The organism is Nonomuraea sp. MG754425 (assembly GCF_021699195.1).
GTDB lineage: Bacteria > Actinomycetota > Actinomycetes > Streptosporangiales > Streptosporangiaceae > Nonomuraea.
On sequence record NZ_SSXE01000089.1, the window covers coordinates 1 to 24076 of the forward strand.

Below are 24076 nucleotides of genomic sequence, written 5' to 3' on the forward strand. Positions count from 1 at the left end.
AGGCAGAACAGGTGCACGCCCGTCAGCACCGCCAGCGGACCCGGCGGCGCCGAGGCCAGCTCCGGCATCCCGACGCCCGCCACCGACCCCCACAACGTCCGCATCGTGGCGAACGGCGAGACGGTCATCCCCTGCGCGCCCTGCCCGAACACCACGAACTGGGCGAACAGCAGGCACCCCAGCGTGAGCGCCGCCGCCGCCGGCCAGACGCGCGGCACCCGCCGCTCCACCACCCCGCGCACGGCCGTCACCAGCAGCAACCCCGCCAGCAACAGCGGCAGGTAGGTGGCCTTGGCCCCGGTGAGCGCCACCAGCAGCACGACCAGCGCCGCCCACCGCGCCCGGAACCCGCCCGCCAGCAGCGACACCACCGGGACGAACAGCAGCGCCCCGAACGTCTGCGTCGGGCTGGTCGAGACGGTGAACATCGAGCGCGAGCTGAACACCACCTCCTCCACCAGCGCCGGGCTGAACAGGAAGTACGTCACCCCCGCCGCCGCCATCGGCAACATCGACAGCCGGTAGACCAGGGTCGCCGGCTCGATCCCGGTCACCCAGCTCGTGGCGGCCATCTCGGCGTAGACGAACCAGTGGTAGGACAGCCGCTCGCCCAGCACGGACGGCAGCGTGAGCGGGAAGTGGTGCTTGGCCTCGCCGACCAGCGCCAGGTGGTACGGCATGTCCACGTACCCGGCCGTGATCGGCACGCGGTACACCGACATCGTGCTCCACGCGATCAGGAACGCCACGATCCCGGCGAGCGTCCAGGCGCACCACGCGGGCAGACGCTGCCCGTCCGCCGGTCGCCGCCAGTGCCGCCGCAGGCCGGGCACGAGGGCGAACGCGCACACCACCACGACAGGCGGGACCAGCACCAGCAGCGGCAGCCCCACCGCCCTGGCCGGGACGTAGGCGAGCACCTCGACCGCGTACCCGAGCGCCAGCCCGGCCGCCACGTCCTCGGCCACCGACGTGCCGCTCGACGTGCCGCTCGACGTGCCGCTCGACGTGCCGCCCGCTGTGCCGCCCGTCCGGCCGCCGGTCAGCGCGCGCCACAGCAGCGTCCCCGGCAGGGCCACCCCGCCGCCGAGGTAGGCGGCGAAGGCGGCGAGGTCGCGCGGGGACACCCCGCACCACAGGAAGACGGCCACGGCCCCGGCGCACACGAGCGCCGCCGGCGCCCAGGCCTGCCGCGCGAGACAGGCGAGCGTGCTCCCGGGAGCCGCCGGCGTCATCGGACGACGGTCACCAGCCGGGTGAACTCGGCGGGCAGGTCCACGCCGTCCCACACCCGGTGGAAGCTCAGCGCGCCGCCCACCGGCACCATGCGATCGACCCCGCGCCCGGCCAGCCCCCTGGCCAGCTCCTCCAGCTCGTCGCGGCCGAACCCGAAGTGCGTCATCGTCTGGTCGCGCCGCTCCACCAGCGGCGCCAGCTCGGCCAGCGCGGCCAGCCTGGCGTGCGCGAACGTGCCCGCCCCCAGCCACCGGCGCGGCGGCGGCGCCGCGGCCGGCAGGCGTACGCAGGCCAGCGCGTTGCCGTGGAACTCCACGCGCTCCGCCAGCCCGTCGGCGGCCAGCCCGTAGGTGGAGACCCGCTTCTCCACGGCCATCGCCGCGTCGACCCCCCACCCGCGCGCCGTCAGCACCCGCGCGACGTGGCCGGTGAAGTCGGTCCGCGCCGCCTCGCAGTCGCCCTCGGCCCCCACCCAGAACACGGTGCCGGGGGAGGAGCAGGCGGCCTGGTCGAACCAGTAGGCGTCGTTGACGAAGCCCTCCGCCGTGGTGACCCGCGCGGCCCGCGGCGCGCACAACCACGCCGCCGCCCGCACCACGGCGAACGAGGAACGGTCGGGGAAGGTCAGGTCGCGGGCGTGCGGGGCGAGCGGGTGCCGCCGGATCTCGCGTACGGCGTGGTCGCCGCCCCACACCACGCGCAGGTCGCAGGCCGCCGACAGCGCGGCCGTGACGGCGTCGGAACGCTCGTAGGAGACGACCCGCTGGGTGGCCGCGATCACGGGGTCGGCCTCGGCCAGCGCCTCGTGCAGGGTCTCCAGGATGGTCCCGGCGACCGTGCCGGAGCGGCGCGAGAGGCGTACGACGTTGCGGTTGCCCATCAGCGCCGACAGGGCCCAGGAGTAGACGAAGACCGTGTCCACGTTCGCGGGCGGCACATGGAAGACCAGGCCGCGCGGCACGCGTACGTGCTCGCCGGACAGCCCGTCGACCGTACGGGCCAGCTCGCTCGGCCGCAGGAAGAAGCCCAGCGAGCCCAGCTCGGGATGCCGGCGCGCCAGCGCGGGCCGCAGCAGCCGCCGTCCGAACGCCGCGAGGAACTCCCTGACCCGCTCGTCGCCGACCCGCAGCCCGCCGGCCGTCCCGCCGAGCAACTCCTCGACCGGCGTGGACGGGCCGGCGGGAAATCTCACGTCCACGGTGGTGGCACGCTGGTCGTCCGGCATCAGCCCTGCCCCATGGTGTCGCTGCATCCGCGCGCCTCGGCCCGCGGCAGCCGGCCGAGGACCTCGAACCGCTTGCCGGGCCAGCTCCCGTCGTCCACGCCGCGCACCACGCCGAGGTCCTCGGTCAGCAGCACGTGCCCCGGGTAGGACGTGGGCAGCGTGCTGACCACCTCGATCAGCCCTGGCACGCCGACCGGCGCCTCCTGCCAGGTCTCGGGGTCGCGGATCACGACGTCGGCGAAGTCGGGGCAGTAGAGCCCGTCACCGCCGGGGCCCTCCAGGAACACGGTGCCGATCTGCTCGACCATGCCGTAGAAGTTGTGCACCCGGCTCAGCCCGCACTCGGCCGCCAGCCGCCGCCGGAACTCGGCGTTGCCGACCGCCTGCTCGGCCAGCCGCTTCCACCCGCCCGAGTGGATGAGCACCGCCTGTGACAGGTCGGCGCCCAGGCCGCGCAGATGCAGCCAGACCATGAAGGTGAACCCGAAGACGAGGAACGGCTCGCCGCCGTGCCGCGCCAGGAACCGCTTGACCGCCTCGGCGTCGAGCCGGCCCTGCTCGTCGAGCACGAAGGTGTGGTCTCTGCCGAAGTTCATCATGCCCAGCACGCCGGCGCCGCGGGCGCTCAGCGTCGGGTCGCGCACGACCGAGCGGCTGTCCACGACCAGCATCGGCAGCCGCCGCGGGCCCAGCACCGCCCGGATCGTGGCGGCCAGCATGCGCGGCTGCGCCGCCGCCGCCTCGCGGTCGAGGTGGATCCGGCTCGGCCGCTGCCCGGTGGTGCCGCTGGAGACCAGCACCCGGAACACCTGCTCCTCGGGCACGCTGCGCAGCTCGTGCGTCTTGAACAATCGCACCGGCAGCCACGGCAGGTCGGCCAGCCGCTCGTAGGGCGGACGCGCGCCGATGGCGTCGAGGATCCGGCGGTAGGGCGGGCACGCCGCGCGATGGCGCTCGGTCAGCGCCGCCAGCTCGGGCGTCAGCACGGCCTCCCGCTCGGGCCCGCTCAGCGTGAACACGGCGGAGCTCACGTGAGGGACTCCAGCTTGCGGTAGTCGATTTTGCCGGTCGCGAGGAGCGGCAGGTGGTCGATGTGCCGCATGTCGAAGCCGCTCCAGTGCAGCCGCAGCTCGGCCCCCAGCCGCCGGGCCAGGCGCACCCGGGCGGCCGCGTCGAGCGCCTCCGTCCAGACCGTCACGCGGTCGTCGCCGCTGGTGACCGCCACGGGCCCGAGGCCGCGCAGCATGCGCTCGACGTCGTCGAGGTTGACGCGGGTGCCGAAGACCTTCGCGATGCGCCTGAGCCGCCCGGTGACCTGGAGGAAGCCCTCGTCGTCGAGCTGCCCGAGGTCGCCGGTGCGCAGCACCCCGCCCAGGTCGTCGCCCCTGGCGAGGTCGTCGGCGCGCTCGGCGTAGCCCATCATGACGTTGGGCCCGCGGTAGACGATCTCGCCGTCGTCGATCTCCAGCGAGCCGCCGGGCACGGCGACCCCGACCGAGCCGGGTTTGCCGGCCAGCCGGTCGGGTGGCAGGACGGCCATCCGGGCCGTGGCCTCGGTCTGCCCGTACATGACGTAGAAGCGCTCGACCTGCGCGGCGAACTCGTCGGCCAGCTCGGGCGCGAGCCGCCCGCCGGCCTGCGTGAGCGTGGTGAGCGCGGGGTACTTCGAACGGTCGAAGCGGATGCGGCGCATCATCGAGTACTGGTACGGCACGGCGGCCAGCGAGGTGCAGTCGTGGGCGTGCAGATCCGCCCAGAACGACCGCTCCAGCAGCCCCGCCTCCGTCAGCACCACGGACCCGCCCGCGATGAGATGGCTGTTGAGCACCGACAGGCCGTAGCTGTAGTGCAGCGGCAGGCTCGTGGGCGCGATCTCGCCCGGCCCGATCGACAGGGCGGTGGCGATGGCGCCCGCGTTGCTCAGCACGGCCTGGCGCGAGAGGCGGACGAGCTTCGGGTTGCCGGTCGAGCCCGAGGTGGCCAGCAGCAGGCCGAGGTCGGGATGCGGGTCGGGCACGTCGGCCCGGGTCGGCGGCGGCTCGTCGAGCGGGTTGGTGAACCCGAGCAGCGCGGCCGGTTTGAACCGCTCGGCCAGGTCGGCCAGCGTGGCGGCGGGCAGGTCGGGGTCGAGCAGCGCGATCGGCCGGCCCGCGTGCCAGGCGCCCAGGTAGCAGAACACGGAGGCCGGCGTGTTGCGCATCGCGCAGAACAGCGGCCCGGGGCGCAGCCCGTCGAGATTCTCGGCGGCGCGCTTGATGTAGTGGGCGAGCTGGTCGCCGCCGATGCCCTCCTCTGAGCCGGACGGGATGAGCCGGGCCTGCGGGTGCGGGAACATCACACCACCAGCCCGCCGTCGATGCCGAGCACCTGCCCGGTGACGAACCCCGCCTGCGGCGACAGCAGGAACGCCACGGCCCCGGCCACGTCGCCGGGCTCGCCCAGGCGGCCGAGCGGGGTGGCCGCGACCACCGCCGCGCGGGCGGCGTCGTCGAGCGTGCCGAGCAGCCCGGTACGGATGTAGCCGGGGGCCACGGCGTTGACCCTGACCCCGGACGGCCCGAGCTCTTTGGCCGCGGCCCTGGTGAGGCCGATGAGCGCGGCCTTGGTGGCCGAGTAGACGGCCTGGCCGGGCCCGCCCGCGCATCCCATGATCGAGGCCACCAGCACCACGGCCGGGGACGTGCCCCGGCGCAGCAGCCTGGTCGCGGCCTGGAGGGTGTGGGTGGCGCCGATGGCGTTGATCCGGAAGAGCCGTTCGATGGCGGCCTGGCCCGTCATGCCGAGCAGGCCGGCCTCGTGCACGCCCGCGTTGATCACGAGCGAGTCGAGCCGGCCGTGCCGCTCGTAGACGCGTCGCATCATGGCGGAGACCTGCGCGAGGTCGGCGACGTCGGCGGCGACGGAGTCGGTGGTGCCGGCCGGGGCTGCGTCGCCGCGCCGGGACTCCGCCGGGTGGCCGTCATCAGCGACGGTCGTGAGCTCGGCCGCGATCTCGGCCGCCGCCTTCGCGGCCCGCTCGTCGTCGCGGCCGTGCACCACGACGGTGTGGCCGGACGCGGCCAGCGTGGCGGCCACGGCCCGCCCGATGCCCTTCGTCGAGCCCGTGACCAGGGCGACCCGTGGCGCGCCGGTCGGCGGGTCAGAGGGTGGCCGCGCCGACGCCATGCTTCTCCAGCAGCTCGGCCGCCTTGGCGAACGAGCTCATGTCGATCATTTCCTCGGTGTCGATCATGACGGAGAACTCGTCCTCCATCGCCGCGATCAGCGCCATGTGCGCGAGTGAGTCCCACTGCTGGATGGCGCGGTATTCGAGGCCGTCGACGTCGGCGTCGGGCGGAAGGTTGAGCGCCATGCGGAAGACGGCGCGAAGGCGATCGAGATGACTCATGATCTCTCACTCTCTGTCCTCAAGCCAGCACGAAGTGTAGCTGCAATCGCTCGCCAGGAGAAACCAAGGCCCCGTCCTGAGTAATGGAACCGTATAACGAGGCGTGACCCCCGAGGAGGGCTGGGAATGTCGGATGGGACCACGGCCACCGTACGGGGGGAATGATGGACGAATCCAATCACTGGTACGGGCACTCCCGCATACTCGGCAAGTACTGCGGCCTTTCGGACGAGGCCCCAAAACGAATCCAAGGTTTCCTCCAGCACGGATGGAACTATCTCCACGGATTTCCCCCGAACGACCACTGGACGAGCCCCGGATATCCCCGTTTCATCTGGTCGGACGTGCTCCGACGCAGGGGTTGGTCGATGGGGCGCAGGGGCCAGTACCTGATCGGCGCACCCTGGATTTACCTCCTTTGCCTGGAGCCGGAGCTGGGCGCGCGGCCCGATCGCGAGGGTACGATCTGGTATCCGTTCCACGGCTGGGAAAAGCATTCTGTCAGCGGGGACCACGCCCGGCTTGCCGACGAGATCCGGAATGTCGAAATTGGGCCGGTCACGGTCTGCCTTTATTGGCTTGAATACGCTAATCCGGACATTCGGCGCGCTTATCAATCAAGGGGCTTCCGGGTCATCTGTCATGGCGAGCGCGGATCCCGCTGGGAGGGAAAGGGCCGCGACTTCCTGCGCAAGCAGTTGGTCGAGTTGCGGCGCCACCGCAGGGTGGCCTCCAACCGGCTCGGCAGCGCACTGTTCTACGGCGCCTCGGTGGGATGCGAGGTGGCCGTGTACGGCGATCCGATGCAGTTCGACGACGAACGTCCCGAGTACGGCGGCACCGCCCGCCGCAAGCGGCTCTGGCCGGAGCTGCACGGCACACACGTCGATCCGGAACTGTCGTCGGAGGTGGCGCGGCGCGAGCTGGGATTCGAGTATCAGGCGACACCGGAGGAGCTACGGCGAATGTTCGGATGGAAGCGGGTGCGGATCCAATGACGGTCCCGACGGGCCACGAGGCACCCGAGAACGTCCGCCTGATCGGCGGGGAGATGCTGCTGTGGTCGGACACGTCCGGCCTGGGCGGCGTCACCGAGTGGCGGGGCGCGGCGCTGGAGCTGGTCAGGCGGATGATCCCGGAGAACGGACGGGTGCTGCTGGTCGGGCCGCACCCACGGGCGCTGGTGGACGACGTGGCCGCGCGCGCCGCGGACACCGCCGTGCTGCTGCGCTCCTACCCCGACTCCTGCGAGCTGGGGGAGCGGCACCCGGGGCTGACAGTGTTCTGCGGACGGCTGGAGGCGCTCGCCGCCGAGCCGTACGACCTGGTCCTGGCCATGGACGGGCTGCTGCGCACCCACTCGGCCGAGGCGCCGGCCGCGGCCTGGATCGAGTCGCTCGAAGCGCTGGCCGGCCTGGTGGCGCTCGGCGGCCGGCTGGTCCTCGGCGTCCGCAACGACCTGGGGGTCGACCGCTTCATCGAGGCCAGGCCGGCCGACCGCGAGTGCGCCGACGACCAGTGGGCGCCGCACGGCTTCGACCCGAGCTACCCGAGCGGCCCCGAGGCGCTCGGCCTCGGGCTGGAGGCGGCCGGGCTGAGCGTGCAGCGCCGCTACGCGGCCTATCCCGACCGGCAGTCGCCGCGCTCGCTGCTGTCGAGCGAGGCGCTGGAGTGCGGCCTGCCCGAGGCGCTCACGTTCCCGCTGAGCGCCAGGGACGGCGGCCGGATGCTGGTGGCCGACCCGCTGCGGCTGACCCGCCTGGTGTTCCGGCACCGCCTGGGCGAGGCGCTGGCCCCGCTGTGGCTGGCCGTGGCGACCCGGCCGCCGCGCGGCGACGGTCCGGCGACGGCGGACGAACTGCCGCTGGGCCTCATCGAGGAGGGCCCGGCCCTGTACGAGCTGGCCGCCGGCGGCATCAGGCGGCTGCCCGGCGGCCAGGTGCGGCCGATCCCCGGTGGCCGGGTGGTGGAGGAGATCCTCGTCGAGGCGTGCGCCCGCGAGGACGTCGTCACCGTGCGCGCGCTGCTCACCGAGCTGGCCGACTGGCTGGACGCGGGCGGCGACGCGTCGGCGGCGACCGACAGCCTGGTCTACGACGGCCGCCGCTTCGCCGCGGCGGACCAGCCCGCCGCCCCCGCCGAGCGGCCGGACCCGCACGTCGTGCTCTGCCGGATCCTGTGGCGCTTCGCGGTGCGGCTGCTGGCCGCCGGCCACCACCACCCGTGGCCGTGGCCGCTGGAGGCCGACCAGCTCGCGCTGACGCTGTGCGGCATGGCAGGGCGCACGTGCGAGCCCGGCGACCTCGACCGGGCCCGCAAGCTCGACGCCGAACTCGGCCAGCCCGCCGAGCTGACCGAGCACGCCCCCACCTACCGCGACCTGATCTGCACCCGCGACCGCCTGGCCGGCCAGCTCACCGCCGCCCTGGCCAGGATCTCGCGCCTGGAGATCAAGCTCTCCTACCGCGAGCGCGAGCTGGTACGGGCCAAGGCCAAGCTGCGCAGGACCCAGCGCAAGGCCACCGCCTACCGCAGAACGCTCGGCTACCGACTCTCCCGCCGCCTGGCCCGTCCCCGCAAGGTCGCCCGCCGTGTCATACGCCTGCTGTCCGGCTGAGGAAACGATGAGGAGTGCCTGTGCCGGTTCTTTCGGTGATCGTCCCGTTCCACAACGTCGAGAAGTACATCGGAGACTGCCTTGACTCCATAGCGGCCCAGACGCTGGCGGAGCTGGAGGTGATCTGCGTGGACGACGGCAGCGGCGACGAGGGCCCGGCCGTCGTCGAGTCGCTGCTCGCGGGCGACCCGCGGATCACCCTCATCAGGCAGGACAACCACGGCGTGGGCCACGCCCGCAACGTCGGCCTGCGGCACGCGAGCGGGGAGTACCTCGCCTTCGTGGACGGCGACGACACCGTCCCGCGTGACGCGTTCAAGCGCCTGGTGTCCTCGCTGGAGGACACCGGCTCCGACCTGGCCTGCGGCAACGTCATGCGGCTGTACCGCAACCTGCTCGTGCCGTCGTGGGCGCACCGGCAGGCGTTCGCCAGGCCGGCCAGGCGCACCCACATCACCCGCCGGCCGCTGCTGATCCGCGACCGCATGTTGTGGAACAAGGTCTACCGCCGTTCCTTCTGGGAGTCCCAGGGCCTGAGCTTCCCCGAGCGCATGTACGAGGACCAGCCCGTGGCCATGGCCGCCCACATCGGCGCCCGCTCGGTCGACGTGCTGGCCAGGGTCGTCTACCACTGGCGGCACCGCGACGAGCCGGACGCCTCGATCACCCAGCGCCGCCTGGAGCCCGGCAACCTGCGCGACCGCCTGCTGTCCGTGCTGCAGACCGCCGACCTGCTGGCGGGCGGCGCGCCGAAGCTCAAGCCCGACTTCGACCGCGACACGCTGGACATCGACATGACGGTCGCCGTGGAGGCCCTGGCCGCGATGGGCGGTTCTGCGGACCCCGGCCTGGTGGACCTGGCCGTCCGCTACCTCGACGGGGTGTCGCGGGAGGCGTGGCGGAGCCTGCCGTTCGAGCAGCGGCTCATGGTCCACCTGCTGCACGAGCGGCGTATCGACGAGCTGAGCGGCGTCGTCGCCCAGGCGGGCGACGGCCGGCTGCGACCCAAGATCGGCTCGACCGGCCTGCTGCGCCGGCGCTGGTACGGCCGCCACCCGTCGATGCCCGTCCACCTGTCGGAGGTCTCCGAAGAGCTGGCGCTGCTGACCCGGCTGGTGAACCTCGACTGGCGCGACGGCGTGCTGCACGGCTCGGGACGGGTGGCCGTGGGCCGCTTCGACGTGGGCGAGCTGCGCCGGGTGCGGGTGCGGAGCTGGATGCAGGAGCGGGGCACCGGCGACGTCGTGCCGCTGTCCGACGCGGACGGCGTCACCCCCGTGTGGGAGGAGACCGAGCAGGAGGACGGGGTGTGGCTGGCCGAGCACGGGTTCCCGTTCCGGTTCGCGTTCGACCCGGGCGTCCTGTCGCGTGCGCAGCTCGCCCGGCACGGCCTGTGGGACCTGCGGGTCCAGCTCAGGGGGCACGGGCTGCGGCTGGAGGGCAAGGTGGCGGGGCCGCGCTGGCTGCCGCCGCTGATCCCCGCGCCGCGGCGCAGGGGCAGGGTGTGGCTGGTGCCGGTGCGCAACGCGAAGGGCGCCTGGGGCGTCCGGCTGCGCACGGCCGCCGCGGTGATCGGCGACTGCCGCCTCGACGACGGCGACCTGGTGTTCTCGGGGGAGATGACCGATGTCGGCGACGGCGAACCGGTGCTGCGGCTGCAACGCAGGAGCGACGGGGAGGAGATGTACTTCCCCGTCGCGCTGGCCGGGCAGGACTTCCACGCGCGGGTGCCGCTGGCCGGCATCGACGAACGGGTCGGCGACGAGTCGTGGTGGGAGGTGGTCATCGACCAGGGCAACGCCATCCGGCCCCTGGTGCGCACGAGGCAGCGGGCGGTCGCCACAGTGGACGAGCGGCGCTTCCTGCTTGACCGCGGCGAGGACGGCTGCCTGCTGCTCGCCGAGCGCTGACTAGCGCAGGATGCCCGCCAGCGTCTCGGCCACCCGGTCCTGCTGGTCGTCCGTCAGATCGGGGAACAGCGGCAGCGACAGCTCCTCGGCGTAGTACTCCTCGGCCCGCGGGCAGAGGCCGCGCCGGTAGCCGAGGTCCTCGAACACCGGGTGCCGGTACACCGGCAGGTAGTTGACCTGCACGCCGATCCCGGCGGCCCGCATGCGCTCGTACACCTCGCGCCGCCGCCCGTCGCGCACCCGGACGGGGTAGAGGTGCCAGCTCGGCCGCACGTACGCGCGCTGGGCCGGCAGCGTCAGCCCCGGCACGTCGCGCAGCAGCGTGTGGTAGCGCTCGACCAGTTCGGCGCGCCGCGCGCGGAAGCGCTCCAGCCTGCGCAACTGGCTCACGCCGAGCGCGCACAGCACGTCGGGCAGCCGGTAGTTGAGCCCGAACGCGTGCACCTCCTGGTGCCAGCCGCCCTCGCCGGGCGCGCGCTGCGCGGCCGGGTCTCTGACCATGCCGTGGTCACGGAACGCGGCGGCCCGCCGCAGCCGCGCGGGGTCGGCCGCGGCCACGGCCCCGCCCTCCGCCGTCGTCACGGTCTTGGTCGGGAAGAACGAGAACGTGGTCAGGTCGGCCAGCGCCCCCACCGGCCGGTCCTTGTACGCCGCCCCGATCGCGTGCGCGGCGTCGGCCACCAGCGTCGCCCCGGCCCGGTCGGTGACCTGCCGCAGCTCGTCGTAGTCGGCGGGATGGCCGGCGAAGTCGACCGCGGTGACCACCCGCGTCCGGGGGGTGAGCAGCGCGGCGGCGGCGTCGGGGTCGAGGTTGCCGGTGTCGGGCTGCACGTCGGCGAAGACCACCCGCGCGCCCAGGAGGGCGGCCGTGGCGGCCGTGGCCACGAACGTCAGCGGCGAGGTGAGCACCTCGTCGCCCGTCCGGACCCCGGCCGCCACGTAGGCGACGTGCAGCGCCGCGGTGCCCGACGTGACCGCCACACACGGCACGCCGCCCGTCCAGTGGGCCAGCTCCGCCTCGAACAGGCCGACCGCGGGCCCGGTCGTCAGCCAGTCGCCGCGCAGCACGGCGGCGACGGCCTCGACGTCGGACTCCGTGATCGACTGCCGTCCGTAGGGCAGCATCAGCCGGCCACCATGTCTCGCAGGTCGTCGACCGACAACCACCGGTCGTTGGTGTCGGAGCGGTAGGAGAAGCCCTCGGGCAGCAGCTCGCCGGTCTGCGGCGGCGCGTAACCCCAGGTGGCGATCGTGGGCTGGACCACGTAGCGGTCGGCCAGGCGCAGCGTCCTGCGGCCGTCGTCGGCGCCGATCATCTCCTCGTGCAGCTTCTCGCCCGGCCGTACGCCGATCTCGTAGACGGGGCTGTCGGGGGCCAGCGCCTCGGCCAGGTCGGTGACACGCATGCTGGGGATGCGCGGGACGTACAGTTCGCCGCCCTGCATGAGGTCGAAGGAGTCCACCACGAACCTGACCGCCTGCTCCAGCGTGATCCAGAACCTGGTCATGCGCTTGTCGGTGATCGGCAGGCTGCTGCCCTGCTGTGCCAGCCGCTGGAAGAGCGGGATGACCGAGCCCCGGCTGCCGACGACGTTGCCGTAGCGGACCACGGAGAAGCGGGTCTCGTGGGCGGCGGCGTAGTGGTTGGCCGAGACGAAGAGCTTGTCGGCGACCAGCTTCGTGGCGCCGTAGAGGTTGATCGGGCTGGACGCCTTGTCGGTGGAGAGCGCGACGACCTTGCGCACGCCGCAGTCGATCGCGGCCTCCACGACGTTCTGCGAGCCGGCCACGTTGGTGCGGACGTACTCGAACGGGTTGTACTCGGCGGTGTCCACCTGCTTGAGCGCGGCGGCGTGGACGACGTGGTCGATGCCGTGCATCGCACGGGTGAGGCGGTCGCGGTCGCGGACGTCGCCGATGAACCAGCGCAGCCGCTCGTCGTCGGCGAAGAGCTGCCGGGTCTCGTACTGTTTGAGTTCGTCGCGGGAGAAGACGACCAGACGCCGGACCGCGAGCGAGTCGAGCGCGTGACGGATGAACGCCTTGCCGAAGGACCCCGTTCCTCCGGTGATCAGAATCGACGATCCACTGAGAATGCTCACGTGGCCCCCTGAAATAGCGCTTACGCACTGTAGTCGTCGTGGCAGCCGGTAGCATAGCGCGATCGATCAATAACGCGCTGTCACACAGGGGAATGGGGCTTCGGTGCGTATTGTCGGAATTATTCAGGCCAGGATGGGGTCAACCCGGCTGCCCGGGAAGGTGCTCCGCGAGCTCGGCGGACGTTCCGTGCTGGGCTGGGTGGTCCGCGCCGCGCGGGAGGCCGGCGCGCTCGACGACCTCGTCGTGGCCACCACGACCGAGCCCGACGACGACGCGGTGGCCGCCGAATGCCGCAGCCTGGGCGTGGCCTGCCACCGGGGGCCCGTCGACGACGTGCTGACCCGCTTCGCGCAGGCGCTGGAGCGGCGGCGGTGGGACGCCGTCATGCGCTTCACCGCCGACTGCCCGCTGCTCGACCCCGAGGTGATCAGGGAGGCCGCACTGGTCTTCCGCGCCGTGCCCGGCCTCGACTACCTGAGCACCAGCCTGGCCCCCACGCTGCCGCGCGGGATCGACGTCGAGGTGGCCGGCCGGGCCGCCTTCGCCCGCGCCGACGCCGAGGCCACCGGCTACCACCGCACCCACGTGACCTCCTACCTTTACGAGCACCCCGGCGACCTGCGGCTGCTCGGCCTCGCCTACCGTCCCGCCGCCGACGACCTGCGCGTCACGCTCGACACCGAGGACGACTGGCGGCTGATCTCCGCCGTGGTCGCCGCCCTGGGCGACCGGTGCCTGCCGGTCCGGACGCTCACGAGCTGGCTGCGTGAGCGGCCCGAGGTGCGCGGGCTCAACGCCCACGTGCGGCAGAAAGCCCTGCAGGACGCGTGAGCGGCAGCGCGCGGGTCGGCTTCCGCTGCGACGCCGGGGTGCGCGCCGGGGTCGGCCACCTGGTGCGCTGCGTGGCGCTGGCCGAGGAGCTGGCCGCGCGGGGCGTCGAGGTCGTCTTCCTCGGCGAGGTGCGCGGCTCGGAGTGGGCGCGGGCGCAACTGGGCGAGCGCGGCTTCCCGCTGGTGGCCGCGCCGCCCGAGCCCGTCAGGCTGGCCGCGCTGGCCTGCGAGCTACGCCTGGACGCCGTGGTGCTCGACTCCTACGAGCTGCCGCCCGAGACCGGCGCGGTGCTCAGGGACGCCCGCTTCGCCGTCCTGGCCGTCGTGGACGGCGACCCGCTCGGGCAGGAGGCCGACCTCTACCTCGACCAGAACCTCGGCGCTGAGCGCCGCCCGTTCCCCGCGCCCGACCGGCGGCTGGCCGGAGCCCGGTACGCGCTGCTGCGCGACAGCGTCCGGCGGCGCGGACGGGTGGCGGGCGGCGGCGACGTGCCCAGGGTGCTGTGCTTCTTCGGCGGCACCGACAGCGCGGGCGTCGCCCCGGCCTGGGCGCGGGCGCTGTCGGCCACCGGGCTGCCCTTCAGCGCCACGGTCGTCAGCCCGGTCCCGTTCGAGGCGGGCGGGCCGATCACCGTGATCCCGCCGACCGACCGGCTGCCCGAGCTGATGGCGGCGGCCGACCTGGTGGTGACCGCGGCCGGGTCCGCCATCTGGGAACTGCTCCACCTCGGCGTCCCGACGGCGCTGACCTGGGTGGCCGCCAACCAGCTCATCGGCTACGAGGAACTGGTGGGCCGCGGCGCGGCGGCCGGCCTCGGCCCCGCCCAGGACCCCGCGGCCGGTTCCGGGCCGGTTCAGGTGCTGGCGCGGTTGCTCGCCGACCCCGCCGTCCGCGAGGAGCACGGCCGGCGGGCCGGCGGCCTGGTGGACGGCAGGGGCAGGGAGCGCGTCGCCGACGCCCTCCTGGCCATCGGCCGGACCGGCCGCTGACCTGCGCGGCCGGTCAGACCAGGTCCCACGTGAGCGGGGTGCCGAAGGCGACGTCGCGGACGAAGCGCCGCCCCATCACCGCCCCGGCCGCGTCGGGGGGCAGGCCGCCGGCCGGGCGGATCGACCGTACGTTGCCGGGGGTCACGGGCTCGCCCGCGCGCACGTCCCGCACGACGTACAGGGAGCGGCGGAAGCGCAGCCCCTCGCGCTCGGACGGACGCGGCCCGATGGCCACCTCGCCGAGCGACTGCCAGGCCCGCTCGCTCTCCACCACCAGCGTCGCCAGCTCGGCCGGCTCCAGCGAGAAGGCGGAGTCGACCCCGCCGTCGGCCCGCGACATGGTGACGTGCTTCTCGATCAGGCAGGCCCCCAGCGCCACCGCCGCCAGCGCGGCCCCGAGGCCGGGTGTGTGGTCGGACAGCCCCACGACCTCGCCCGTGACCGCCGCCAGCAGCGGCAGCGCGCGCAGGTTGCTCTCCGAGGGCGCGGCGGGGTAGGAGGCCGTGCACGACAACACGGCGAGCTGCGTGCACCCGGCCTCGCGGGCGGCCGACACCGCGGCCTCGATCTCGGCGACGGTGGCCATGCCGGTGGAGATGATCAGCGGCTTGCCGGTGCCGGCCGCGAGCCGGATCAGCGGCAGATCCACGATCTCCGAAGAAGCGATCTTGTACGCCGGTACGCCCAGCTTCTCCAGCAGCTCGACCGCCGTGGGGTCGAACGGCGCCGAGAACGCGATCAGCCCCCGCTCCCGCGCCCGCTCGAAGATCGGCTCGTGCCACTCCCACGGCGTGTGGGCCCGCTCGAACAGCGCGTACAGGCTCTCGCCGCCCCACAACTCGTGCCCGTCGCCCAGCCGGAACGCCGGTGCGTCGCAGGCGACGGTCAGCGTGTCGGGCGTGTACGTCTGCAGCTTCAGCGCGTGCGCCCCCGCCTCGGCCACCGCGTCCACGATGGCCAGCGCCCGTTCCAGGCTGCCGTTGTGGTTGCCGGACAGCTCGGCCACGACGAACGGCGGGTGCTCCGGCCCGATCGTGCGTCCTGCGATGGAGATCATCGATTTCCCTTCCTGATCTCGAACGTCACGGCGTCGCGCGGCACCCCGTCGACGACCGTCCGGCGCCGGCCCGCCTCGACGAAGCCGAAGCGCCGGTGCAGCCGCATGACCGGCTCGTTGCCGTCGAGCACCTCGCCGCGCAGGGCGGACAGCCCGAGCGGGCCGAAGGCGTGCTCGACGGCCGCCTGCTCCAGCCCGATCCAGGCCGGCAGCAGCCGGCCCGCCCGCTCCAGCGTGGCGAGGTCGAGGTAGTAGCCCCAGGTGGCGCTCTCGGGTGTCAGGTGCGAATAGGTGACCACGCCCGTGGCGACGCCGTGGAAGTCGTAGATCAGCACACGCCTGCTCGGGTCGGCGCGTACGGACGCCCACCAGCGCAGGTGCTCCTCCTGGCTGATCTCGTGCGTGGTGAAGCTGGCTTCGCGCACGCGCGGGTGGTTGCGCCAGCGGCGCATGTCCGCCAGATCGTCGTCCTGGACGTCTCTCAGCATCGCGCCCCTTACCGTTCGTGCTCGGTCCATCGCCCAACGTATCGGATTACGCGTCCGGTAAAGAGCTCATCAGGGACGGCCATCGGGCGCGGAATCCGCTCGCCCGCCACGGCATGCTGCCCTCGACCGCGTATCGAGCCTCCGTCGAGCCAAGGAGTGAATCCGGCATGATCCCCCTGCTCAGCGTCGTCGTCCCGATCTACAACGTGGAGCCTTATCTCGCCGAATGCCTGAAATCGCTGGCCGGGCAGAGCCTGGCCGACCTCGAGGTGGTCCTGGTGGACGACGGCTCCGTGGACGGCAGCCGCCGCGTCGCGGAGGACTTCGCGGCCATGGACGACAGGTTCGTGCTGGTCGGCCAGCGCAACCTGGGGCCGGGGCCGGCCCGCAACCAGGGCGTCAGGCAGGCCCGCGGCCGTTACCTGGCCTTCGCGGACGGCGACGACGTGGTGCCGCCGCAGGCGTACGAACTGCTTGTCGGCAAGCTCGCCGAGACCGGCTCCGACCTGGCCTGCGGCGCGGTGCGGCGGCTCGTGGACGGCGGGCTGGAGGAGTCGACCCTGCACGAGAAGGTGTTCCGGCGCCCGCAGTTGTGCACGCACATCACCGACAAGCAGGTGCTCGTCAGGGACCGCACCGTGTGGAACAAGGTCTACCGCCGCGACTTCTGGGACCGGGCGGGCCTGGCCTTCCCCTCGGGCATCTACGAGGACGTGCCGGTCGCCATGCAGGCCCACGTGCTGGCGACCAGCGCGGACATGCTGGGCGAGGTCGTCTACCACTGGCGCAAGCGCGAGGAGGGGGCCAACTCGATCACGCAGCGCCGCTCGGAGCTGCCGAACCTGGCCGAGCGGCTGACCGCCATCCGCGCGGTGCGCGCCTTCCTCGACGAGCGGGCTCCCGAACTGCTCGACGGCTTCGACGGGCTCGTGCTGGAGAAGGACACCGTCTTCCTGTTCCAGGCGCTGGAGCACTGCGAGGGGGACCCGGGGCCGCTGCTGGAGCTGGGGCGGTCCTGGCTGGCCGCGCTGGGGCCGAACGTGCTGGCCGCCGCGCCGTCCCTGCGCCGCCTGGAGTTGCACCTGCTCAGGCGCGGCCTGGTGGCGGAGCTGCGCGCGGTGCGGGAGTTCCGGCGCGGGCGCGCGGACGTCACCCGCGTGGTGCCGCGCGGCCGGCGCACGGCCGGCTGGTACGGCGACTACCCGTTCTTCCGCGACCGCCGCCTGCGCATCCCCGACGAGGTGTTCGACGCCCGCGATGAGCTGAAGCTGATCGCCAGGGTCGAGGGGTGCGACTGGACCGGGGCCGGCTACCGGCTGCGCGCCCACGTGGCCATCCACCGGGTCGATCGCAAGATTCCCAAGGTGGGCCTGTGGCTCAGTGACGGCCGCCGCCGTGTCCCTCTGGAGACCCGGAGGCGGGGGCGGCACGGCTTCGTGGCCTCCGTCGATCCGGATCGCCTTGAGGGTGGCGGGCCGTGGCGGTTGCAGGTGCGGGCCGAAATGCGGGGGCTCGTCCTGAAATGCTGGTGCCGTGACGGCGAGGCGAACGGCGCGTGGCGGTTCTCCGTGCCGGGTTGGTCAAGAAGCGGCATGGACATCCCCCAGTAGTTCCAGACAGTAATCGCTCCGGCGCGCCGCGTGGTCATGCTGGGATGCATGAGGACCTATTCGCTGGATGACGTCTACGAGACACGCAAGCGGAGAGACTCCTGGTGGACCGTGTATTTCGTGGACCCGGTCGCCTGCCGGGTCGCCCTGCCCGTCGCCAATCACACCCGGATCACACCCAACGGGCTCACGGTGCTCTCGCTGGTCCTGGGCGTGGTGTCGGCCGCGTGTTTCGCATCGAACCAGCTCATAGCGGGCGCAGGCTTCTTCTATCTGAGCTTCATGATCGACTGCGTGGACGGCAAAATAGCCCGGCTCAAGGGCACGGGGACGCCCTTCGGCCTCTGGCTCGACTACGTGGGCGACCGGATCAGGGTGGTGCTGTGCGCCGCGGGCCTGGCCTACGGGCAGTACGCGCTGACCGGCGACGTGCGCTACGTGGTGCTGGGCGCGGCGGTGGCCGTCCTGGACCTGTTCAGGTACGTCAACGCGCCGCAGATGAAGCGGGTGCGCGAGGCCGTCAGGGAGGAGCGGGAGGGGCCGGGCGGCCTGGACGACCCGGATCCCCTCATGGGGCCGGGCCGCCTGCCGGCGGACGATCACCTGCTGGAGGAGGACCCGCTCCTGGCCGCCGATCCCCTTCTGGGGCCGGAGCGGGAGCGGGCGGGACGGGTGTCCAGGCCGCGGAGCCTGTTCTTCCGGCTCTTCAGGCGGCTCAACCGGTTCCTGGCCCGGCATCGCGTGCGTTCGCACCTGGTGAGCGGCATCGAGTTCCACGCGGCGGTGTTCGTGATCGCGCCCCTTGCGGGGGCATGGGCGCTGATCCCGCTCGCCGCGCTGTCGGGACTCCTGCTGCTCGCCAACGAAGTCTTCCTTGTCTACCGGATGTGGCTCTTCACGCGCAGGCACGGCGCGGGCTCGCCTCAGGAGAGCCGAGAGCACGTTCTCGTCTAAGTTTTCGGGGGTTAGTACGACATGTCCGACAGGCCAGTCTTCGTCATCGGATGTCCGCGGTCCGGCACCACGATGCTCCAGCTCATGCTCCACTCGCACCCCCGTATGGCGGTGCCTCCGGAGACGCGCTTCCTCGTTCCCGCTTATTACCGCCGCCGCACGTGGGGCGACCTCCGGATCGCCCAGCGCCGGCGCGCCCTCGCGGAGTGGATCGCGACCGACCGCAGCACCAAGTTTCGCGAGCTCAAGCTCGACAAGAACGAGTTCGTCCAGCAGGCCGTGGACGGGCCCGGCTCGCTGGGCTCGGTGATCGGCACGGCCTTCCGCATGTACGCCGACCGGTTCGACAAGGTCCGCTGGGGTGACAAGCGGCCCAGCTACGTCAAGCAGGTGGACCTGCTGCTGCGGCTCTTCCCCGACGCCCAGTTCATCCACCTGATCAGGGACGGCCGCGACTGCGTGGCCTCGCTGAAGGAGATGCCCTGGTACACCCTGGACTCCTTCCACGCCGTCTCCACCTGGGCCGAGGCCATCGACGCCGGCGGCCGGCTCAAGCGCACGCTCGCCTCCGACACCTACTACGAGCTGCGCTACGAGGACCTCACCGACGACCCGATGACCGAGCTGAAGAAGCTCTGCCACTTCCTGGACGAGGAGTTCTCACCGTCCATGATCTCGCCGCGCGAGGCGGCCAGTTCGGCGGTGCCCCAGCACAAGGTCTGGCACAGCAACACCCACCGCGAGGTAACCCGCAGCCGCGTCGGGAGCTGGGCCGACCGGCTCGACGACTGGGAGATCGCGCTGTGCGAGCACATGCTGGGTGACCGGCTGGAGTCCATGGGCTACGAGCTGAGCGGCGTGCCCAAGCCGGCCAAGGAGCACGTCGTCGCCTGCCAGAAGACGATGCAGAAGCGCAAGGCCAGCCGCATGCGCAAGGGCGTGCGCGACCGCTTCAACCGGCTGCGCGAGCCCAGCCCGGTGGGCGCCCTGCTCACCACTCGCCAGCGTGCGATGGCGGGGGTCCCGCAGCAGCGCACGGAGCTCACCGAGCCCGTCTGACGGCGCCGCCGAGGGCCCGGAGCCGACCCGGGCCGAGGCTCGTCCGGCGTCGGCGCCGGGCCTGTCTGACGGCGCCGCCGGAGGCCCGGAACCGACCGGGCCGGGCTCGTTCGGCGGTGGGGCCGGGGTTCAGCGGTCGATGTGGGCGAACATCGACTCCCACTGGTCCAGCACGGGGTCGAGACGGAAGGTCTCGACCCGTGCGCGGGCGTCGGCGCCCAGCCGCCGCCGCTCCTCCTCGTCCGCGATCAGCCGCCCCAGCTCGGCCGCGAACGCGGCCACGTCCCCCGGCGGCACCAGCACGGGCCCCGCGGAGCGCACCCCGCCCGACACGTCGAAGGCCACCGCGGGCACCCCGTGCGCCGCCGACTCCAGCAGCACCACGGGCAGCCCCTCGTGCTGGCTGGTCAGCCCTACGACGGAGGCCCCGAGATACTCGGCGGACATCTCCGCGGCCGGCACCGGCCCCTTGAACACCACCCGCTGGCCCACGCCCACCCGCCAGGCGTGCGCCCGCAGCCGCTCCAGCTCCGCGCCCGTCCCGACGAGGTGCAACTGCCACGGCTCGGGCGCGCCGGAGCGGGCGAACGCGCTGATCAGCCGGTCGAACCGCTTGACCCCCTCCAGCCGCCCCACGCCGAGCACCACCGGCGAATCCAGCGCCGACATCTGCGCCGGCCACGCACCGAGCGGGTTCGGCAGCGCGCTCGCGTTCGGCAGCAGCGCGTGCTCCGAGAACAGCCGGGCGTCGTCCTCACTGAGGAAGACCGCCTGGTCGAGCTCGGGGTAGTGCCGTTTGATCGAGGCCAGGTGCCAGCAGCCGCGGGCGTGGTCGTACGACCCGTGGTACTGGCCGATCGGCCGCGCCGACTCCGGCAGCAGCCGCGCCGCCCTGGCCACCACGGACGGCGAGGTCATGATCGCGTAGCCGGGCCCGATCTCGGCGTACAGCGCCTTCAGCCGCCGGTCGGCCCGCCACCGCGCCGGCCCGCCCGCCGCGGCCCGGCGGCCGATCACGTGGTGCCGGTAGAGCGGCTGCGCCACGTACCGGAACGGGGTGGCGGCCCGCCGCAGGCCGATCACGTGCACCTCGTGCCCGCGCCGCGCCAGCCCCTGGGCCAGGGTGTGGGTGACCTGCTGGATCCCGCCGAGGGTGTCGGCGTCGAGACAGGTGAACACGACGGTCATGGACGGGCCCCCTCGAAGAAGTCGGCCACGATCCTGGCCGAGGCGTCCCCGTGCTCGTCGGCGCACCACAGGGCGTGGAAGGCCGCGTAGCGCTCGGCGTACGAGGCGTGCACGGCGGGCAGTTCGCGCAGCACCGCGACGAGGTCCTTGGTGGCCGTCAGGCACGGGCCGGGCGCGATGGCGGGCAGGTCGTGGTAGACGCCGCGCTCGGAGAGCCGGTAGTCGTCCCAGTCGTCGATGAAGAACAGCATCGGCTTGCCCGTCAGCGCGTAGTCGCACATGACGGAGGAGTAGTCGGTCAGCAGCGCGTCCGAGGCCAGCATCAGATCGTTGATCTCCGGGTACGACCCGGCGTCCCGGACGAAGTGCCGCAGGCGCTCGGGCGGGCTGTAGCGCTCGACCGGATGCGTGCGCAGCACCACCACCCAGTCGTCGGCCAGCTCCTCGGCCAGCAGCTCCAGATCCACCCGTACGGACCTGCCGCTGTTCTTGGCCCGGTCCCGGTACGTGGGCGCGTACAGCAGGACCCGCCGGCCGGGCGGCACCTCCAGCTCCCGCCGCACCTCGGCCGCGCGCCCCGCCTCCTGCCGGGCCCGGACGAGCGCGTCGCACCGGGGCGTCCCGCACCGGTACACCTTGCCCGAGTAGCCGTTCGACGGCAGGAACACCCGCGAGAACTCCTCGCTCGGGGACACCAGCGCGTCCCACCGGGCCACAGCCCGCCGCCACTGCGCGCGCGGTTTGTCGAAGTCGCCGCGCAGGTCCGGCGCGTCGAACCCGATCGACTTGATCCCCTGCCCGTGCCAGGTCTGCAGGTAGCGGGTGCCCCTGGGCTTGGGGTAGTCGAGCGGGAAGCCGTGGCTGTCCACCCAGATCCCGGCCCTGGCCATGGTGTAGACGTACCGCCAGCTTCCCCTGCGGACGAGCCGCGCGTCGGCGGGGAAGTTGCGCCGCCCCTTGGCCACCGACCAGACCGCGTCGATCGGCAGTCCGCGCCGCCGGATCTCCTCGTAGATCGCGCGCGGGCTGCCGCTGTACCCCTTGCCGACGTCCGACTCGAACAGGGCCAGGTCCCGCCGCTGCGGCAGCACTTTGATCAGCACCTTGTACGCCCGCAGCTTGTTCTCGGGGGTGCTGAGCCGCTTGACCAGCCGGCGCGCGAGCCGCCGCACCCCCGACCGGGACGCGGGCGCGGGCCGTACGGCCAGGTAGGCGGTGTAGCCCTCGGGCTTGACCGTGCACCCGGGCAGCTCGACCGGCGCGGTGCGCGGGTCGGCGATGATCCGGTCGGTCGTGGTGTGCCCGTCGGAGGTCCTGGTGAAGCCGATGCGCGGATCGCACCTGCCCTTCGGCGTGAACGTGACGCGGCTGACGTACCCGCCCTCGCCGGACGGCTCCGGCGAGATCGGGACGCGCTCGTCGCCGAGTTGCAGGAACGCCGTCCAGTCCACCGGCAGCATGCCGAACGGGTCGTAGCTGCGCACGGTCAGCCGCACCCGGTCGCCGTCCGCGGTCAGGGCCGCGACCTCGTGACGCAGCCTGGAGGCGCTGAAGGGCAGCTCGGCCAGCCGCAGCCGGGTGATGTCCAGGCGGGGGGCGACCGACGTGCCCCAGTACGTGCGCCCGCCGAGTTGCACCGCCGCCCGCGGCACGGCCCGTGGCCCGGTCAGCGAGCCCGCCGCCATCCGCAGGTCCTCGGTCCGGTCGTCCATGATGAGCTGGCAGCAGACCCGGTCCAGCGGGTCGAGGCGCTCGTACACCTCGCCGGGGATCTCCTCCAGGTACGGCCGCACGACCGAGGCGAACTCCTTGACCCACACCGGCTCGCGCAGCGGCAGCGGGTTGAGGTAGACCCGCAGGTCCTGGCGGACGAATCGGTACTGCCGGTGCGGCACCAGGTCGGCGGCTCCGTACCCGCGCAGGATGTCGTCGCTCAGCCGGGCGGCGATCACCCGCTGCCGGACGTTGCCGAGGTCGTCGACGCTCAGCGAGATCGAGTCGTTGGTGGCGGCCCGGTGCCAGTGGTAGACCGTCCACGGCACGACCGCGAACCTGCGCGCCACGGCGTACAGTTCGGCGGCGAAGACGTGGTCCTCGTAGTGGATGTCCTCGGGGAAGCGCAGCACCTTGTCGCGCAGGAAGGCGGTGCTGTAGAGCTTGTTGGTGCTGAAGCAGTCGAGGAACAGATCGGGCTCGTGCCTGATGCCCTCGACCACCCGCCGCCTGGCGAACAACGACGGGTAGTACGGCTTGAGCCGCCCGGTCGTTTCGTGCAGCCGCGAGATCTGCCCCGACACGAAGTCGGTCCCGGTCCGCTCGATCTCGGCGAGCAGGCTCTTGCACGCGTGCCTGGGCAGCTCGTCGTCGCTGTCGAGGAACATCAGGTACGGCGCGCGCGCCGCGTCGATCCCGTCGTTGCGCGGCGCCCCGCAGCCGCCGCTGTTGACCGGTCTGCGCAGGTAGCGCACGCGCGGGTCGGCCTCCGCGAGCCGCCGCGCCACCTCCGGCGTGCCGTCCGTGCTGGCGTCGTCGGAGATGATCACCTCCAGGTCGCGCAGGGATTGCCGGAGCACCGAGCGCACTGCCCTGGGCAGGCGGTCGGCGTCGTTATAGGTGATGACGACAACGCTGCAGTCCGGCATCCCGCAAGTCCTCCCGCTCGTTCCCCAGCGGGAATGGGACTGCCCCTGGCGGTGGGGAAGTGACCGGACTTGAGAGAGTATTTGCTGAAAATCAGCGCATTAGCCGACGTATCACCCAAGCTATGACGAGCAGCGCCGCGATCGCGCCCGCGACGGGCGCCAACCGCTTCACCAGCGGCTGCCCCGCGATCGCCAGCAGGTCGAGCGCCTCCTCGTCGGGCGAGCGCGAGGTGCGCAGCGTGCCCGCCGGATGCGCGCCCTGCTCGGGCGCCGGCACCGCGCTCAGATGCCGCTCCTCCTCCTGGACGGCCGCCGCCGGCTCGGCCGCGGGCTCCGAGAGCAGGTCGGCCAGGTTCGCGGCGAACCGCTCGATGAGCTTGCCGCCCACCTCGGCCATCACCCCCCGCCCGAACTGGGCCGGTCGGCCGGTCACGTTGAACGACGTCTCCACCGTCACCAGAGTGGCCTGCTCGCGCGGCTCCATACGAGCCCTGACCGTGGCCGAAGCCGTGCCGGAGCCCCTGGCCTCCTTGCCCGACGCCTGGATGGCGAGGGAGTAGGAGTCCTTGTCCACGTCCTCGAACCTGGCCGTGCCCCGGTAGGTGACCGTGATCGGCCCTACCTTGACCTTCATCCGGCCGGTGAACTCGTCGCCCTCGAAGACGTCGAGCGTCGCGCCGGGCAGGCACGGCGCGACCCGCTCGACGTCGAGCAACACGGCCCACGCCTGCTCGACCGGGACGGGAACAGTGAACTCGTGCTCGAACCGCATCGCCATC

At 72.8% G+C, this 24076-nt stretch carries 21 protein-coding genes; 8 read left to right on the forward strand and 13 right to left on the reverse strand.

Features of this window, described 5'->3' with window-relative positions; all coding sequences use genetic code 11:
• From FAF44_RS28150 to FAF44_RS28175, 6 genes are all read right to left on the reverse strand, one after another.
• On the reverse strand, window positions 1-1235 hold a 1235-nt coding region (locus tag FAF44_RS28150), incomplete at its 3' end, for a hypothetical protein (RefSeq protein ID WP_237106303.1).
• Window positions 1232-2461: an acyl-CoA reductase gene (locus tag FAF44_RS28155; protein ID WP_237106304.1), complete on the reverse strand. Its 1230-nt coding sequence runs from the start codon at window positions 2459-2461 to the stop codon at window positions 1232-1234. The genes FAF44_RS28155 and FAF44_RS28150, both read right to left, overlap by 4 nt.
• Entirely contained in the window at window positions 2461-3492 is a 1032-nt protein-coding gene (locus FAF44_RS28160) for an acyl-protein synthetase (protein ID WP_237106305.1), read from the reverse strand. The genes FAF44_RS28155 and FAF44_RS28160 overlap by 1 nt, the downstream gene beginning before the upstream one ends.
• A complete protein-coding gene (locus FAF44_RS28165) occupies window positions 3489-4796 on the reverse strand; it encodes an AMP-binding protein (protein ID WP_237106306.1) in 1308 nt (435 codons plus the stop codon). The genes FAF44_RS28160 and FAF44_RS28165 overlap by 4 nt, the downstream gene beginning before the upstream one ends.
• Entirely contained in the window at window positions 4796-5626 is an 831-nt protein-coding gene (locus FAF44_RS28170; protein WP_237106307.1) for an SDR family NAD(P)-dependent oxidoreductase, read from the reverse strand. Before FAF44_RS28170 ends, FAF44_RS28165 begins: the two co-directional genes overlap by 1 nt.
• Window positions 5601-5849, reverse strand: a complete 249-nt coding sequence (locus tag FAF44_RS28175) for an acyl carrier protein (protein WP_237106308.1) — start codon at window positions 5847-5849, stop codon at window positions 5601-5603. The genes FAF44_RS28170 and FAF44_RS28175 overlap by 26 nt, the downstream gene beginning before the upstream one ends.
• A gap of 161 nt (window positions 5850-6010) precedes the next feature.
• Between FAF44_RS28175 and FAF44_RS28180 the strand changes: the two genes are divergently transcribed.
• From FAF44_RS28180 to FAF44_RS28190, 3 genes are read left to right on the forward strand one after another with little or no spacing between them, the layout of a single operon-like run.
• On the forward strand, window positions 6011-6847 hold the full coding sequence (locus tag FAF44_RS28180; RefSeq protein WP_237106309.1) for a hypothetical protein: 837 nt from the start codon (window positions 6011-6013) through the stop codon (window positions 6845-6847).
• Window positions 6844-8466: a hypothetical protein gene (locus tag FAF44_RS28185; protein WP_237106310.1), complete on the forward strand. Its 1623-nt coding sequence runs from the start codon at window positions 6844-6846 to the stop codon at window positions 8464-8466. The genes FAF44_RS28180 and FAF44_RS28185 overlap by 4 nt, the downstream gene beginning before the upstream one ends.
• Before the next feature lie 20 nt (window positions 8467-8486).
• Window positions 8487-10376, forward strand: coding sequence for a glycosyltransferase family 2 protein (locus FAF44_RS28190; RefSeq protein WP_237106311.1), 1890 nt, complete (start codon window positions 8487-8489; stop codon window positions 10374-10376).
• On the opposite strand, the gene FAF44_RS28195 is transcribed toward FAF44_RS28190, so the two are convergent.
• Window positions 10377-11501, reverse strand: a complete 1125-nt coding sequence (locus tag FAF44_RS28195) for an aminotransferase class V-fold PLP-dependent enzyme (protein WP_237106312.1) — start codon at window positions 11499-11501, stop codon at window positions 10377-10379.
• Entirely contained in the window at window positions 11501-12478 is a 978-nt protein-coding gene (pseB, locus tag FAF44_RS28200; protein WP_237106313.1) for a UDP-N-acetylglucosamine 4,6-dehydratase (inverting), read from the reverse strand. Before pseB ends, FAF44_RS28195 begins: the two co-directional genes overlap by 1 nt.
• A 103-nt stretch (window positions 12479-12581) precedes the next feature.
• Here pseB and FAF44_RS28205 point away from each other — a divergent pair, with 103 nt between their 5' ends.
• A complete protein-coding gene (locus FAF44_RS28205) occupies window positions 12582-13310 on the forward strand; it encodes an NTP transferase domain-containing protein (RefSeq protein ID WP_308193392.1) in 729 nt (242 codons plus the stop codon).
• Window positions 13307-14299 carry a PseG/SpsG family protein gene (locus FAF44_RS28210; protein WP_237106315.1) on the forward strand — a complete coding sequence of 331 codons (993 nt, stop codon included), beginning with the start codon at window positions 13307-13309 and terminating at the stop codon, window positions 14297-14299. The genes FAF44_RS28205 and FAF44_RS28210 overlap by 4 nt, the downstream gene beginning before the upstream one ends.
• Before the next feature lie 13 nt (window positions 14300-14312).
• Here FAF44_RS28210 and pseI read toward each other — a convergent pair whose 3' ends face one another.
• Together pseI and FAF44_RS28220 are read right to left on the reverse strand one after the other, a co-directional pair.
• A complete protein-coding gene (pseI, locus tag FAF44_RS28215) occupies window positions 14313-15356 on the reverse strand; it encodes a pseudaminic acid synthase (protein ID WP_237106316.1) in 1044 nt (347 codons plus the stop codon).
• Entirely contained in the window at window positions 15353-15844 is a 492-nt protein-coding gene (locus tag FAF44_RS28220; protein WP_237106317.1) for a GNAT family N-acetyltransferase, read from the reverse strand. The genes pseI and FAF44_RS28220 overlap by 4 nt, the downstream gene beginning before the upstream one ends.
• A gap of 167 nt (window positions 15845-16011) precedes the next feature.
• Here FAF44_RS28220 and FAF44_RS28225 point away from each other — a divergent pair, with 167 nt between their 5' ends.
• From FAF44_RS28225 to FAF44_RS28235, 3 genes are read left to right on the forward strand one after another with little or no spacing between them, the layout of a single operon-like run.
• Complete coding sequence (locus FAF44_RS28225) at window positions 16012-17454, forward strand: glycosyltransferase family 2 protein (protein ID WP_237106318.1); 1443 nt, start codon at window positions 16012-16014, stop codon at window positions 17452-17454.
• 48 nt (window positions 17455-17502) lie between these two features.
• On the forward strand, window positions 17503-18408 hold the full coding sequence (locus tag FAF44_RS28230) for a CDP-alcohol phosphatidyltransferase family protein (RefSeq protein WP_237106319.1): 906 nt from the start codon (window positions 17503-17505) through the stop codon (window positions 18406-18408).
• A 21-nt stretch (window positions 18409-18429) separates the two neighbouring features.
• Window positions 18430-19467, forward strand: a complete 1038-nt coding sequence (locus FAF44_RS28235; RefSeq protein ID WP_237106320.1) for a sulfotransferase — start codon at window positions 18430-18432, stop codon at window positions 19465-19467.
• 129 nt (window positions 19468-19596) lie between these two features.
• Here the strand turns inward: FAF44_RS28235 and FAF44_RS28240 are convergent, their stop codons facing one another.
• The 3 genes from FAF44_RS28240 to FAF44_RS28250 all read right to left on the reverse strand — a co-directional run bounded on the left by FAF44_RS28240 (window position 19597) and on the right by FAF44_RS28250 (window position 24075).
• The gene (locus FAF44_RS28240) at window positions 19597-20655 is read right to left on the reverse strand and encodes a glycosyltransferase (protein ID WP_237106321.1); all 1059 of its coding nucleotides are present in this window, start codon (window positions 20653-20655) and stop codon (window positions 19597-19599) included.
• The gene (locus FAF44_RS28245) at window positions 20652-23297 is read right to left on the reverse strand and encodes a CDP-glycerol glycerophosphotransferase family protein (protein ID WP_237106322.1); all 2646 of its coding nucleotides are present in this window, start codon (window positions 23295-23297) and stop codon (window positions 20652-20654) included. Before FAF44_RS28245 ends, FAF44_RS28240 begins: the two co-directional genes overlap by 4 nt.
• A 91-nt stretch (window positions 23298-23388) precedes the next feature.
• The gene (locus tag FAF44_RS28250; protein ID WP_237106323.1) at window positions 23389-24075 is read right to left on the reverse strand and encodes an SRPBCC family protein; all 687 of its coding nucleotides are present in this window, start codon (window positions 24073-24075) and stop codon (window positions 23389-23391) included.
• Between the last annotated feature and the right edge of the window lies 1 nt (window position 24076).